Source organism: Paenibacillus sp. FSL R7-0313 (genome assembly GCF_037969885.1).
Lineage (GTDB): Bacteria > Bacillota > Bacilli > Paenibacillales > Paenibacillaceae > Paenibacillus.
The window spans coordinates 6210900-6225366 of the sequence record NZ_CP150219.1; the positions used below are offsets into that span (position 1 = coordinate 6210900).

The following is a 14467-nucleotide window of genomic DNA, read 5'->3' on the forward strand; positions in this document are numbered from 1 at the left end:
GATGAATCTTCAGGATTGCTATGAAATTGGTTAGAATCTCCGAAATGTTTATTCCTGCGTACTCAGGTTCTTGATCAGACGCAGACGATCTTCCTCAGACAGACTGTATTGAACTTGGAAACATCCCGAACATACATAGGTCAATACCTTAAAAGGTGGTGACAATAGTGACCCTTCGCCTGAAGCTGCGTTAGCAACTGGCACGAAGTTATCCTGCGTTGCAGCTTGCGTACCTGCGAGAATCATGAATTCCCGGCAATTCGGGCACTCCGGCACTTCTTCCTGATGATCAAGTTGCTTCTGGACACCTTGTTCATACTGAATGAGGTCATTACCTTCATCCGCATATTTGGTTAACGTTCGCAACTCCGGCAATTTGAGTTCGACTTCATCCCCCCACAGATCAGAAAGATCCGTAGTCTGTTTCTCGTTCGTTACATCGTCTACATCATAGATGTCGTCCTCAGCTTCATCGTTCTCTTCATCATCGATGTTGATGTTGAGTGTACGGTATCCTTTTAACTCATTGTGACAATAAGGACACTCTTCTTCAGGACCGAGTTCCTCATCCCATACAATCTCCGTCTGACACCAAGGGCATACTGTTGTTTCCATATTGATCAACCTTTCTCTTTCATATAATCATGTATTCATTACATAGATGACACCGATGGCAAAAAACACGATCGATGCCGCAAACAGAATCCGTATCAATATCTTCATGACCGGTCCCCCTAGATAATGCTCGCGCCAATAACAAACGACAGCGAGACTGAAATAATCATGGATATCAATCCGACAGCTCGGTTATCCGATTCGATCTCCTTATCAATGGAGAACACGGGTGTCAGGAATTCGAACAAAAAGTAGGCAATGAGCAGAAGGATAAACCCTACAAATGACCACGTCATGGCTTCATACACCGAAGATTTCGCTTGTATGCAGAACCGCAATACGTTGCAGATCCCGAAGATCTTGCCTCCTGTAGCCATCGCAACGGCCACATTGCCCTTCTTGATCTCCGTCCAGCATTTATACTTGGTCACCAGTTCGAAGCAAGCCAGAAATACAAGCAGCTCCATAATCGCTACCGAGAAAAAACCGAGTACCATCCCCAAGGGATGAGACAGCAATTGGTCAATGCTTTCTATCACGCACCGTTCCCCTCTCCCCATCTGCGACCTTCATGAATAAGGTCACAGAATATCATTGATTCATGGACCGGCTATTCCAATTCTGCGACGGTCACACCGTTCCCGCCTTCTCCGTAATTGCCCAGCCGGTAGCTTTTAATATGTTTATGCTTACGCAGGTAATCCTGAATACCGGAACGTAAAATTCCTGTACCTTTACCGTGAATAATATAAACTTGACCCAGGTTGGCAAGGAAAGCTTCATCAATGAACCGATCTGTCTCCATCAGGGCTTCTTCCAGGTTGGTACCGCGCAGATCCAATTCACTTTTCACATTGTCATCACGTGTGCGTTTCATACCCGTTACCGGTTTTTGTTTCGGTTTGGCTGCGGGAGCCGACTGCTGTAGTTCCAGGTCATCCAGGGATACTTTCATTTTCATAATCCCCAGTTGTACCATAGCGTCTTTGCTGCCCGCCATCTCTACAACATGGCCTTTTTGATTCAAACTATAGACAAGCACTTCATCACCAGGACCGATGGCACGCGTCTTCGGCGCTGTTGCCGTCTTCTTGACCGTTTTCCTGCGTTTCTCAGGTTCTGCCTCGTCCAACTGTTTGCGGGCAGCAATGAGTTTGTGCTCCTTCACGGAAGCACCTTCTTCCATAGCCAACAGGCGAAGATCTGCTATAATCTTCTCCGCTTCCGCGCGAGCCTTGTCCACAATGCTGCGTGCATCTTCTTCTGCTTTTTCAATCCGGCGATCACGCTGCTGTTCCAGCTTCTCCAGTTCGGTCTGATGACGACTGCGTAATTTCTCCATATCCTGGCGCAAGCTCTCTGCCTTCTCACGCTCTTGTTCAGCCGTAAGACGGTTCTCTTCAAGAGAAGCAATCATGTGCTCAATCCGTTGATCCTCTTCCTTCACTTCGCCACGGGCGTAGTCGAGAATGTAACCCGGCAGTCCCAGTCGCTCTGCAATGGCAAATGCATTACTTCGTCCAGGTACACCCACCAGAAGGCGATAGGTTGGACTCAGTGTGTTGATGTCAAATTCCATGCTGGCATTAATGACACCTTTACGCTCATATGCGTATGCTTTCAGTTCACTGTAGTGAGTGGTTGCAACCATGCGACATCCCGTCCGGTGCATATGCTCCAGCATGGAGATCGCCAGTGCGGAACCTTCAGCCGGATCTGTCCCTGCGCCAAGTTCATCGAGTAATACCAAACTTTTCGGTGTCATGTTTTTCAGAATGCGAATGATGTTGGTCATATGACTGGAGAAAGTACTCAGATTCTGCTCGATACTCTGCTCGTCCCCAATGTCTGCATAGATCGCATCAAATACACATAACTGACTGCCATCCTCAGCCGGAACAAATAAACCGGACATTGCCATCAGGCTCAGCAATCCAATCGTTTTGAGCGTTACGGTTTTACCACCCGTATTCGGACCTGTCACGATGATGGATGTGTAATCATTGCCCAGCTCAATGTCGATTGGAACCACGTTTTCGATCGCAATCAGTGGATGCCGACCTTTTTTAAGTTTGAGGAACCCGCGATCATTCATGCGAGGCAATGTTGCTTTCAGTTCACGAGCCAGACGTGCTTTGGCAAAGATAAAATCAAGTGATCCCAGCAAGTCGACATCATACAACAGCCACTCTCCCTGCTCACTGACAAGTGCCGTCAATTTCTGCAAAATAATTTCTATTTCGCGCTCTTCCCGGATCCGGGTCTCGCGTAATTTGTTGTTCATTGCAACAATCGATTCCGGCTCAATGAACAATGTCGCACCCGAACCGGATTGATCGTGCACAATCCCGCCAAAGTATGAACGATATTCAGCTTTCACCGGGATAACAAAACGGTCTCCTCTGATGGTGATGAGCTGATCCTGAAGCATCTTGGATACGGTAGAGGATCGTATCATGGAATCCAGTTTTTCGCGAATCCGTGCTTCTCCGCCGCGCAGCTCACGACGAATCTGCGCCAACGTTACGCTTGCACTGTCGGCAACCTCTGCATTATCGTCAATACAGATTTTGATGGCATCCTCAAGCGTTTTTTGCTCTGACAGTTGATCACTGATATAGAACAAGGATTCGATGGGCTCATCTTCATGCAAAGTACCAATTTGACGTTTCAATCGCCGCGCCGCAAAGGTTGTATTGGATATTCCCAACAGTTCGTGAGGGTTAAGTGTGCCTCCAATTTCAGCACGTTTGACGGAAGCCGTAATATCGACAATTCCCCCAAACGACGGTGAGCCTTTCAGGCGATCAAATGTGAAGGCTTCATCGGTTTGCTGCAGCAACCGCTTCACTTCTTCAAGTTCACTGCTTGGTTCAAGTTGCTCCGCTTTCTTTTTTCCCATGGTTGTCTGGGCAAAGCTAAGCAATGTATTTAAAATTTTGCGATATTCCAATGTGTGTAAAATTTTCGTGTCCAAGTGTACAACTCCTTCCAAACTATATCTGTATTATAACGAAAGAAACTTTCTTACGCTATTTAACGAATCCTTCCACACATAACTTCAGCCATAGCACCACAAACTACAGGTGTCAGGATTGTGCAACCTCTCCATCCCCTTGGAGTTGCCCTGCTCAGTTCAATCCGAATAAAAGGAGGTACACACCATGAATTTCCTGGGACATGTCGTGCGATTTATCATCGCCGCAATTGTATTAATGGTGGTTAGCTGGATCGTTCCCGGATTCGCCGTTGGTGGCTTCTGGAGCGCCCTGTTGCTTGCTCTCGTCATTGCCCTGCTCGGCTGGATCGTTGAAGGTATCTTCGGCAAAAGAGTTAACCCGTTTGGTCGCGGTATTGTCGGATTTATCGTTAGCGCACTGGTGATTTGGCTTGGTCAATATGTTGTAGATCATGTTGAAGTCAGCCTGCTCGGTGCCATTCTCGCTGCGCTCGTTATCGGGATTATCGATCTCTTCATCCCGGTATCCACCCCTTTTGATGCCGGACGAAGCTCCAAAAGTTAATCTCCACTTCACCTTAACATCCCCATGAATTTTCCTAAACCTCTGAAGGCCCTGGGCCGGAAGGGGTTTATTTCATTCAGGCAGTACGCACGCTCTGCCGTACACGTACAATTTTCAAAAAAACGACATACGCAGCGTGTACAGGCATCCACATATTGCGGTATGATGACTGGAGCAATCATTCAAATTTTATCCATATCACGCTTTAAGGAGGCACATGATGAAGAAAGGCATAACATGGCTCGCTGCCTGTATGTTAATTCTGGTCCTCACTGCATGTGGAGGGGCGAAACAGTCCGCAGAATCTGGCAGTAATGGATCCGATGCTGAAGTTACAGCCAGTGAAGAACTGGTCATCAAGGCAAGCAACTATGAATTCGATCAACCTGAGTACCATCTAAAAAAAGGCGTTCCGGTTAACATTGTTTATGAAAATGAAAACGGAAATCACGGAATCCTTGTGCCTGAGCTGAATCTTCAACTGGATACCAGAAATAGCTCCAAAGTCATAACCCCGGACAAAGTTGGTGAGTTTGAAATGTCCTGTTCTGTCTTCTGTGGTTCAGGACACAGCAGCATGATCTCCAAAATTATCGTTGAAGAATAGTATTCAAGACAAGGAGCCCCCGCAGCGACGGGAGCTCCTTCTTTAGTATAACAAATTGTACCAGAGTACGTTGCCCACGAGCCAGTTCTGCTACATTCATTCCACTAGGTCTGGTCCTGTTCAATCAATTCAATCCATTCGTTATATTCCGTCTGCAATTTCGTATATTCATCATGCAACTGACGATATTCTGTGTTCAGCTGCTCTGCCTTCTCCTGCTCCATTTCACGTTCAACCTGTAACAAACGTAATTGATTGGCCGCTAATTCGTAACGCTCCCCCATCTCAAGCAGTTCAGTTTCCATGATCTCTTTCTCTTGGGTTGCTTCTGCACGTAACTTGTCCAGCTGCTGTCGTTCTTGCTCCAGTCCCTCCAGCAACTCACTACTTGCAGCACTTTCGCTCTTCCAAACCGTCAGTTCATTCTCAAGTGCAGCCCAGCGTTCCTGCCAGGATTGTTCCTGAGCCGCCCATTCATCTGCACGGCGTTGCCACACCTGGTCGTTCTGCTCTGCTTGTTCAACGCTTGAGCGAAGTTCTTCTTCACGTCTTGTCAACTGCTCCAAACGGGAAGACAACTCGGCCTGTTTGGCTGACAGTTCTTCGTGTTTGATCTGCCATTCCAACGCTTCTTCCTCAGTCTGGGCTAGCCGGCTCTCTTGCTCAGAGTAACGCTCGGAAAGTTTAGCCGAAGACTGTCTCGCTTCTTCAAGTGCGCTCACAATCTCTTGTTTCTCCTTGCTCAATTCATCCAGCTTGGAACTGTAATTCTCTTCCCGTTGTAATGCATCACTGTAATCGTTACGGATTTGTTTATAGTTATCCTGAAGTCGGTTCAGCTCTTCCCGAACAACATTCAGCTCAACTTCAAGTTGATTGCGTTTCTCTTCCAAAAGCTCTGCATCCTTCTGGTATTGCACAGCCTCTTCATGGTTGAAACGAGACTCTTCCTTCACCACGGACAATTCATCATGAAGGGATTGCACACCAGACTCCAACGTTTCATTTTGTTCAGCAACTTCAAGAATCTGATTCTCCAGGTCTCCGATCTCAGCCAATCGCTGCTCAGCAAGGTCCTTCCAGGACTGCTCACGTTCCGTAAGCGTGCCGATCTCATTCTGCAATGTACGCACCGCGGCATGAGCCTGTTCAAGCACCTTATGCAACCTGCGCTGTTCCTCTTCCGACTTCACTTCAGCCTCACGAAGCTTTTGCACTTCCTGTTCAAGCTGTGCATGCTGCTCCTGAAGTTTGCGTAGCTGTGCTGTGAGAGAGGTTTCTCTATCCACAGTTTCATTATACTTCTGTTTCCATTGTTCCTGTGAATCACGGGATTGCTGGGCAGCCTGCTCCGTTTCACGCAGAAGCTCCTGCAACTGGGAACGGTCTTCTTTCAACTGCTCCAGTTGTTGCTCCAGTTCCGTAATTCGGCGAGTCTGAACTTCCTGCTCCTGTTTACGGACACCATGCTCATGACGTAACGATTCCAATTGACCGCGCTCGTGCTGAAGCTGCTGTTCTTGCTCTGCAACCATGTCCTGTGCACTGATGAGCTGGGTCATTACTTCTTCCAATTGTTCTTCGACATCTAATAGTCGAGTCTCCGCCTGTTTACGTTGTTCCTCAAGCTGCTGCTTGAGCTTGCCCTGTTCTTCTTGCAATAAGGCCTCTGCCGCAGCTTCGGCTTCTTTCGCCTGGGACGCTGCTGCTTCCTTGGCTTGCTGCAATTGTTCCTCGAGGGCTGCTTCTTTTTCCATCCATTCGAGTTCCAACTGCTCGGATAACGCCTTGAACTCCGCATTCAACTGATTTATCTCAGTCAGGCGCTTCTGCTCCGCTTGTTCCTGCAAGGCAGCCCGCTCCTGATTCGCTTGATCCGTCAGAGCCTGGGTCTGTTCCAGCGCTCTTTCTTCAGCCTGCTGGAGCCGAAGTTCCATCTGTTGCTGAAGTTCGTTATATTGCAGCGCTGCTTCTTCCTGAGCTTTCTTCAGGTTGTTCTCAGCCTGTTCCAACTCTAACAGAATGGCGGACTCGGCTTCTTCCTTGGCTGTCTGAACCTGCTGCGCAGCCTTGGCTTCAATCTGTTGACGTTCTGCAACGGCACGGCTTTCGGCTTCTTTTAATTGAGCTGCTGTCTTGTCCTGCAACTCTTTATATTGCGCCGCAGCTTTGGCCTGCGCCTGCTGCAATTCGGCTGCAGAACGGTTCTGAGCTTCTTTGAGCTGGGAAGCAGCCTGTGCCTGTGCATTTTTAAGCTGGTTAGCCGTCTTCTCTTCCATTTCCTTCAGCTGTTTCGTTCCCTTGGCTTCTGCTTCCTTCAATTGTGCCGTCGCTTGGGCCTGCAATTTCTGCACTCGCTCCGTTGCTTGGGCGCGTTCTTGCTCCAGCAGCGTATTCAACTTGGCTATCTCTGAATTTTTGTCCGATTCGGACTTTTGCAGCGCCTGCTCTGCTTCAATCTTCAGCTTTTGCAAATCAGCAAGAGCCTGGTCACGCCGTTCCAATTCTTGTTGATGTTCATTTTGTATGGCGTTTAACCGATTCAATTCGTTTCTCAGTTCTGTACGTTCTCCAGTAAGCATCTTCAGTTCATTACGGATTTCCTGAGTCTGAAGAGACTGTTCAGCCATATGTACAGCCGCCAGTACCGCAATACGCGGAGTATCCAGACGGGAATTTTGCTTGGAGATCGCGCTCATACGCTCATCTACCAGGTTAGCTACTTGTTTCATATAGTCGGCACTGCTGCCAACCAGTTTATAGGAAGTCCCGTAGATCTCTACGGTGACGCGTGTACGATCAGGTGTAGTCACAGTTGTGCCCTCCTTCAAGTCTGTATGTTGATTCTAAGCTGTAATCACAAAAAAGTCACATCGATCCTCTAATGCTAAGGATTCGATGTGACTTCAAACAATTCCTGCTAATCTTTGTTCAAAAAATCTTCTTCTGTCCTATTTACGCAATTCCGCTCCGAATTGCTCTTCCAGACGAGCCACTACACGGGCATGAACTTCAGTAACTTCCTCATCGGTAAGTGTACGTTCACGATTCCGGTACACCAGGGCCATTGCCACGCTTTTCTTGTTTTCACCCAGTTTACTGCCAGTAAACACATCGAATACCTGTACGTTTTGTAACAATTCACCTGCCGATTCACGAATGGCGCGCAGCATATCTCCAGCTTCAATATCTTCATTCACAACAACTGCGATATCACGTTCCATAGCCGGGAAACGCGGAAGTTCACGATAACGAATATCGGCGTCCGCTTCACTGTAGATTGATTCAAGTGCAATCTCTGCGATATACACATCATTCAGATCATACTGCTGTTGCAGTTCCGGATGCAATTGACCCAATGTACCGATCAGAGTGCCTTCCCCGCCATCTTTGCCTTCCAGGTAAACCGATGCGGAACGTCCCGGATGGAATCCTTCAGGGCTGTTTGCTACCAAGCGAATGCGTTGTTCAAGTCCCACATAAGCGAACAGTTGCTCAAGGGCACCTTTCAGATCGAAGAAGTCTACTTTCTCCGCTCCAACATTCCACTGCTGGCTTGCACGATTCCCGGTGAGCAACAGCCCCAGTACTGGGATTTCATGCGGTTGCTTGGTCAACTGATCTTCCTCGGTGAAGAACACATTGCCCACTTCAAATACAGCCTGTGAATCCTGTTTACGGTTCATGTTATACACCGCTGCATCCAGCATTTGCGGCAAAATACTCGTACGAAGCACACTGCGGTCCTCACTCATAGGCATCGCGAGTTTCACGGCTTTACTGCCTTGTGTCAATGCCGGGAACAATGTCGCTTTATCCGGGTGTACAAAGGAGTAACTGATCATTTCCTGCCAGCCACTGCCTGAGAGCAATCCACGAATGGTGCGACGCATCGCTTGAGAGCGTGTATATGCCCCCGGAGTTGTCGGTCCTTCAATCCATGTGGTTGGAATGTTGTCGTATCCGTACAGGCGTGCAATCTCTTCAAACAGGTCTACATCGAGCGTAATATCCCCTCTGCGTGTTGGCACTTCCACATCCAGCAATCCTTGATCAGCATCACCACATGCAAAGTGCAAGCGAGCGAAGATCGTTTTCACCTCAAGCAAAGACAGATCAGTTCCCAGATAACGATTCAGTCTGTCCAGCGACAATTGAATCACACGTTTCTCCGCAGCTTCTGCTCCAGCTTCCACGATTCCCTGATGCACTTCACCTTCAGCATAACGCTGAATCAGTTCAGCCGCACGATCCAAAGCCGTAATGACCGCACCCGGGTCTACTTCCTTTTCAAAACGCATGCTTGCTTCGGAACGCAGCCCCAGTTGGCGCGACGTTTTCCGAACGGTTCCGCCGTCGAACTTGGCGGACTCCAAGAGCAGATTCACCGTGCCTTCCGATACCTCGGAATTCTCGCCACCCATAACCCCAGCGATGGCTACCGGTTTCACGCCGTCCGTAATGAGCAACATGTGCGGCTCCAGCTTGCGCTCCTGTCCATCCAGTGTAACAATCGTTTCGCCTTCGTTGGCCATCCGCACTTCAATATGGCCCTTTTCCAGCTTATCCGCATCGAATGCATGTAGCGGTTGACCGTATTCAAGCATGACATAGTTCGTGATATCAACGATGTTATTGATTGGGCGAACACCTGCCGCCATCAGACGGTTTTGCATCCACAGCGGGGAAGCACCCAGCTTAATGCCGGTTACATAACGAGCTGCATAGTGACTGCATTGCTCCTGTGCCTTAATCTCTACAGAGATATGATTCGCAGCTGCATCACCAATTTCAACCAGTTGGTCTTTGGGACTCGGCAGCTTCACTTCACGACCCAGGATGGCACCCACTTCATAAGCCGCACCACGCATGCTGAGACAGTCGGAACGGTTTGGTGTCAGGTCCAGTTCAAGCACATGATCGTCGAGACCAAGAACCTGGCTGATTGGCGTACCAACCTCTGTTTGTTCTGGCAGAACGAGAATACCTTCCTGCTGATCTTTCGGCAGCAATTTGTCGTTCATGCCCAGCTCTTTGGCGGAACAGATCATGCCAAGGGATACAACACCGCGCAGTTTGGCTTTTTTGATATCCAATCCACCAGGGAGCTTCGCTCCAACCAGAGCTACGACTACTTTTTGGCCTGCATCCACATTTTTCGCACCACACACGATCTGCAGATCTTCTTCCTGGCCGGCATCGATGACACATACATTCAGTTTGTCTGCATCGGGGTGTTTCTCCTTGCTCTTCACATAACCTACAACAACTTTATTCACGCCCTTGTTGCGGTTCTCCACTACATCAATCTCGACACCCGCACGGGTGATTTTCTCCGCCAATTCTTGTGGCGTCACACCTTCAAGGGAAATATAATCAGACAGCCAATCTGTCGATACTCTCATGGACGTTCACTTCCTTCATCTATAAATTGGTGTTCCCGGTTCATTCGCTTGCTCTATATGGTTAATCTTTCTTGTCTTAAAGTTACAGCCGTCCGAATTGCTTCAGGAAGGTCAGATCGCTATTGTAGAAATGACGGATATCATCGACTCCATACTTCAGCATCGCGATACGCTCTACGCCCATTCCGAATGCAAAACCACTGTATTTCTCCGGATCATAGCCGCCCATTTCCAGTACTTTCGGGTGAACCATACCGCCGCCCAGAATTTCAAGCCAGCCTGTTTGCTTACATACCCGACAGCCGCTGCCGCCACATTGTACACAGGTTACATCCACTTCCGCACTTGGCTCCGTGAACGGGAAGAAACTTGGACGAAGACGAATTTCCGTATGGGAACCGAACATTTCGCGCACGAATTGCAGTAGGGTTCCTTTCAGATCGCTCATACGAATGTTTTCGCTGATGACCAATCCTTCAACCTGGTTGAATTGGAAAGAGTGCGTCGCATCGTCGTCATCACGGCGGTATACTTTACCTGGGCAGATGACTTTAACAGGCACTTCGCCCTTCATGCTCTGCATGGTACGTACTTGAACCGGAGACGTATGGGTACGCATCAACAAGTCTTCGGTAACATAGAAGGAGTCCTGCATATCCCGCGCCGGGTGATTCTTCGGCAGATTCAATGCTTCAAAGTTGTAATAATCCATTTCGACCTCAGGACCTTCCGCAATGCGGTATCCCATGCCGATGAAAATATCTTCGATCTCCTGTACCACTTTGGTCAGTGGATGCAGTCCGCCTTGGCGTCCACGACGTCCTGGCAGAGTTACATCAATTTTCTCGGATTGCAGACGCTTCGCTGTCTCTTCCTTCTGGAACTGATCCTGCTTGCTGTCGATAACTTCCTCTATGGCAGCCCGAACATCATTGGCTACTTGACCAATAACCGGACGTTCCTCTGCACTAAGTGCACCCATACCTCGCAAAATCTCAGTCAATGCACCCTTTTTCCCCAAATACTTTACACGCAGATCACCGAGCGTCTGCGGATCATTCACACCAGACAACTGCTCCAGCGCTTCGATCTTCAATGCCTCTAAACGTTCTTTCATGTGTAATTGCCCCCTTTTTGTGGTGTTTTTGCAACAAAAAAAGGCCTTCTCTCCCCTGAAGGGACGAAAAGACCGTGGTACCACCCTTGTTAGACATCCATTGCTGCACGGACCTTCTGGCCTGCAACCGGTTTTGTCTCACTTTGTACGGAATAACGACCGTTAACCGTTTGCCCCTACTGTTGCCTCTGTGTCTGCACACAAACAGGTTCAGGGAACCGCTTCGGAGTGAATTTCGGCAGCCTTGTTCTACAGAAACGCTCTCAATCTACGGCGCTTCCTCCCTGTCCAGAGGTACTGCTTACTTATCTCCATCATCACGTTTCTTTGTTAGTTAAACCTCTAGAGGTTGTCAAAAAGTCCGCTTTTGATTACGAATGATGCCTGACGGCATCATCAGCATCGAATATGGCATTCAGCCGAAATATCCGTTGCTCACGTAGTTTTCCCTACGCTCCGCTACTCCATTTCTATCTTCATCCCATCTTCTTGGTACTGAAAACCGATCTTTTTGAACACTTACCTATATCGATGTAATCATCGATGATCGTTCATAATTATATGCAAAATAGATCGAAATAGCAAGCCGTCCATGTTCTAATTTATGCTTGCACCCTTATCTTTCAATTGTTTCAGGCGCTGCTGGATTTCGCGAATCTCAGCTGCCTCGACTGCTCGCTCATTCGAATGCTCGGGTTGTGTCAGACTGTCTTTTCCAGTAGCGCTCACAGGAGACAGCAACTCCGATAGGCGCATCTCCAATCGCAACCGCTCGTCATCGGATTCCCGAGTCTCCAGCGCATGCTCCCGAAGTTTGCTGGACTGCTCCCAATCCGACACGCCTCCTTCAAACAGGGTTGCTGTGCCCCCAGCCTCCAGATCGCACAATCGATTCGCGAGTGTCTTTGTCAGCATCCGGTCATGGGATACAAGCACCAAAGCACCTGAAGCCTGTTTTAATACATTCTCCATGACTTCCTGGGTATCGATGTCCAGGTAGTTCGTCGGTTCGTCCAGCACCAGCAGATTTGCTCCGCCAAAGTACAGTCTCAGAAATGCCACTCTACACTTTTCCCCCATGCTCAAATCCCCAATGCGCTTGAACACATCATCTCTGGAAAATAGGAAACATCCCAGAATGGTACGTGCCGCACTTTGTGTCATGGATGGAAGAGTAAGCAAGCTGTCCAGCAGCGTCAGATTTTCGGGGAGCCCTTCCAGCTCCTGTGAAAAGTAACCGATTTTCAGCTGTGGATGCCGTGTGACCTTGCCTTGTGAAGGTTCCAGCTCACCAATCATCAACTTCAGCAGTGTTGTCTTGCCCGTTCCATTAGGGCCCCGTACAGCAAGCCGATCTCCACGTTCCACAGTAATTCGAAGATCACGCAGCAATGGTTTGTCTCCCGTATATGAAAAACTCACCTCTTCCAGCGCAAGCAGCTGGCGTGCAGCCAGTGGATTCATCTGTAATTCCATGTTCAACTTTGCAGCTTCACGAGGTTTATCCACCCGTTCCCGCTCCAAACGTTCCAGCTGCTTTTGTTTCGCATGGTAACGTGAAATATTTTTGTTGGCTTTGGCCTTGTAGAAGCTCTGGGTGATCTTCACCTCCACATCAGTCGCCGAATTATGCGCTTTATGGAACCATTCCTGATAATTTCGAATCGTTTCTTCCAGCGCCTTACGTTCCAATTCCTGCCTGCGGTAGATCGTTTCCTGTTCGCGTAATTCACGCTCTTTGTGGAGCTTGTAGTCGGAGTATCCGCCCTTGTATTTGGTCAGGGCATCTGGACTGAACTCAATGACGCCTGTTGCTACCTGATCAATAAACGTACGATCGTGTGATACAAATAACAGCGTACCTTCATATGAGGATAACCACTCTTCAAGCCAGCGCATGCTTCCCTCATCCAGATGATTCGTAGGTTCATCCAGGATCAGGAATTTGGGTTTGCTGACAAGCAGCCCCGCCAAACGAGCCTTTGTTTTTTGTCCACCGCTCAAGGAATGATAGGGTCTATTCCAATGCTCTGCGGATAATCCAAGACGAGTCAGTACTTTCTCTACCTCAGTCTCCCACATATAACCGTTCAACTGTTCATATTGCTCCATCACTTGTGTATAAGCTGCAAGCAGTTCTTCATCCGCTTCAGTGCTGATGCTCAGACGTTGTTCCAGTTCTTCCAAGTTCCGTTTTACTTCATAGATCTGACCGCTCTCACGCCGGACCGCATCCAGTACATTCATCCCGGCCTCAATCTCCGAGCGCTGGCGCATGAACCCCCATTCCTGCTGAGGGATATGACGTTCTATCCGTCCGCCACCATGCTCCTCACCCAAAATGATGCGTAACAACGTTGTCTTGCCACATCCGTTTCGACCCAAAATGGCGAGTCGTTCGCCCTCATTAATCTCCAAATTCAATCCTGTAAACAATTCATTACCGTTCCACTCTTTTGATACTTCATGTAAGCGTACCAATGTCATCATGAGGCCTCATCCTTCCTGCATCCTTTTTGCTGAACAAAAAAAACCGCTGGCATCAGCCGGCGGTTTGGCAATTCAGGGTTGGATCAAGCATTCAAAGACAGATCTAAGGTAAGCTACGGCATGAACAAAGAAACCCAAAATACAGGGTACACGTAAACCTTCAAGGCTTACTTGCTCCATACCTTTTCCCATAGCTGAATTTGGACACACGAATCCCCTCATTGCTCAGCCGCTCTGGCTGACTGCGTTATAAAACCGTCTGCAGTTAACTGGGGTTCAATTCATGTGTTTTACTTCATGGGACGTATGGTTACCTCTCATTCATGTGTAGTATCAATTTCTCCGTTATTGTAACAGATCATTGTAAAAAAGCAAAGGGTATATAAATTACACTAAAGAATACTTACTACTCGTAACTACGAAAACAGAACAACCTTCTGCTCGCTGTTACCACGGGATTTCCTTTAGCGCAATAAAAAAAGCCCTTGCATCGCAAGGACTCCGGTACTACTTCGTTAAGCGGGTGATGGGAATCGAACCCACGCTATTAGCTTGGAAGGCTAAAGTTCTACCATTGAACTACACCCGCATGATTGAACATTTAATTGTTAAGTTCCTTAGGAATTTAACAATGATTTTACAAATAATAATATACCATGATCCTCTATAGCATGCAAGTCATATTTCCCATTTTTTTCATTACGCACCC

Annotated in this window: 9 protein-coding genes and 1 tRNA gene; 2 read left to right on the forward strand and 8 right to left on the reverse strand. The window is 48.1% G+C overall.

Annotation, left to right across the window (positions count from 1 at the left end; all coding sequences use genetic code 11):
* Nucleotides 1–48: 48 nt before the first annotated feature.
* From NSQ38_RS27015 to NSQ38_RS27025, 3 genes are all read right to left on the reverse strand, one after another.
* Nucleotides 49–615: a hypothetical protein gene (locus NSQ38_RS27015; RefSeq protein ID WP_338592927.1), complete on the reverse strand. Its 567-nt coding sequence runs from the start codon at nucleotides 613–615 to the stop codon at nucleotides 49–51.
* Between the two features lie 119 nt (nucleotides 616–734).
* Nucleotides 735–1154: a DUF350 domain-containing protein gene (locus NSQ38_RS27020; protein WP_036610109.1), complete on the reverse strand. Its 420-nt coding sequence runs from the start codon at nucleotides 1152–1154 to the stop codon at nucleotides 735–737.
* Nucleotides 1155–1225: 71 nt separating this feature from the next.
* Nucleotides 1226–3592, reverse strand: a complete 2367-nt coding sequence (locus tag NSQ38_RS27025; protein WP_339784959.1) for an endonuclease MutS2 — start codon at nucleotides 3590–3592, stop codon at nucleotides 1226–1228.
* A 187-nt stretch (nucleotides 3593–3779) separates the two neighbouring features.
* Between NSQ38_RS27025 and NSQ38_RS27030 the strand changes: the two genes are divergently transcribed.
* Nucleotides 3780–4139 (forward strand): phage holin family protein, encoded by a 360-nt coding sequence (locus NSQ38_RS27030; RefSeq protein ID WP_017689637.1) that lies wholly within the window; start codon nucleotides 3780–3782, stop codon nucleotides 4137–4139.
* Between the two features lie 220 nt (nucleotides 4140–4359).
* Nucleotides 4360–4746: a cytochrome C oxidase subunit II gene (locus NSQ38_RS27035; RefSeq protein WP_339790727.1), complete on the forward strand. Its 387-nt coding sequence runs from the start codon at nucleotides 4360–4362 to the stop codon at nucleotides 4744–4746.
* Nucleotides 4747–4850: 104 nt separating this feature from the next.
* Here NSQ38_RS27035 and NSQ38_RS27040 read toward each other — a convergent pair whose 3' ends face one another.
* From NSQ38_RS27040 to NSQ38_RS27060, 5 genes are all read right to left on the reverse strand, one after another.
* Nucleotides 4851–7559: a hypothetical protein gene (locus NSQ38_RS27040; protein WP_339784960.1), complete on the reverse strand. Its 2709-nt coding sequence runs from the start codon at nucleotides 7557–7559 to the stop codon at nucleotides 4851–4853.
* Between the two features lie 138 nt (nucleotides 7560–7697).
* Nucleotides 7698–10151, reverse strand: coding sequence for a phenylalanine--tRNA ligase subunit beta (gene pheT / locus NSQ38_RS27045; RefSeq protein ID WP_339784961.1), 2454 nt, complete (start codon nucleotides 10149–10151; stop codon nucleotides 7698–7700).
* A gap of 82 nt (nucleotides 10152–10233) precedes the next feature.
* Nucleotides 10234–11268, reverse strand: coding sequence for a phenylalanine--tRNA ligase subunit alpha (pheS, locus tag NSQ38_RS27050; RefSeq protein ID WP_124113690.1), 1035 nt, complete (start codon nucleotides 11266–11268; stop codon nucleotides 10234–10236).
* A 597-nt stretch (nucleotides 11269–11865) separates the two neighbouring features.
* Nucleotides 11866–13758, reverse strand: a complete 1893-nt coding sequence (gene abc-f / locus NSQ38_RS27055) for an ABC-F type ribosomal protection protein (protein ID WP_339784962.1) — start codon at nucleotides 13756–13758, stop codon at nucleotides 11866–11868.
* Nucleotides 13759–14276: 518 nt separating this feature from the next.
* A tRNA-Gly gene (locus NSQ38_RS27060) sits at nucleotides 14277–14347 on the reverse strand.
* Between the last annotated feature and the right edge of the window lie 120 nt (nucleotides 14348–14467).

Bases quoted from the DNA above. Each gene is read 5' to 3' on its own strand.
- abc-f (WP_339784962.1), bottom strand. From the start codon at position 13,758: ATGATGACATTGGTACGCTTACATGAAGTATCAAAAGAGTGGAACGGT.
- pheT (WP_339784961.1), bottom strand. From the start codon at position 10,151: ATGAGAGTATCGACAGATTGGCTGTCTGATTATATTTCCCTTGAAGGT.
- NSQ38_RS27015 (WP_338592927.1), bottom strand. From the start codon at position 615: ATGGAAACAACAGTATGCCCTTGGTGTCAGACGGAGATTGTATGGGAT.
- pheS (WP_124113690.1), bottom strand. From the start codon at position 11,268: ATGAAAGAACGTTTAGAGGCATTGAAGATCGAAGCGCTGGAGCAGTTG.
- NSQ38_RS27035 (WP_339790727.1), top strand. From the start codon at position 4,360: ATGAAGAAAGGCATAACATGGCTCGCTGCCTGTATGTTAATTCTGGTC.
- NSQ38_RS27030 (WP_017689637.1), top strand. From the start codon at position 3,780: ATGAATTTCCTGGGACATGTCGTGCGATTTATCATCGCCGCAATTGTA.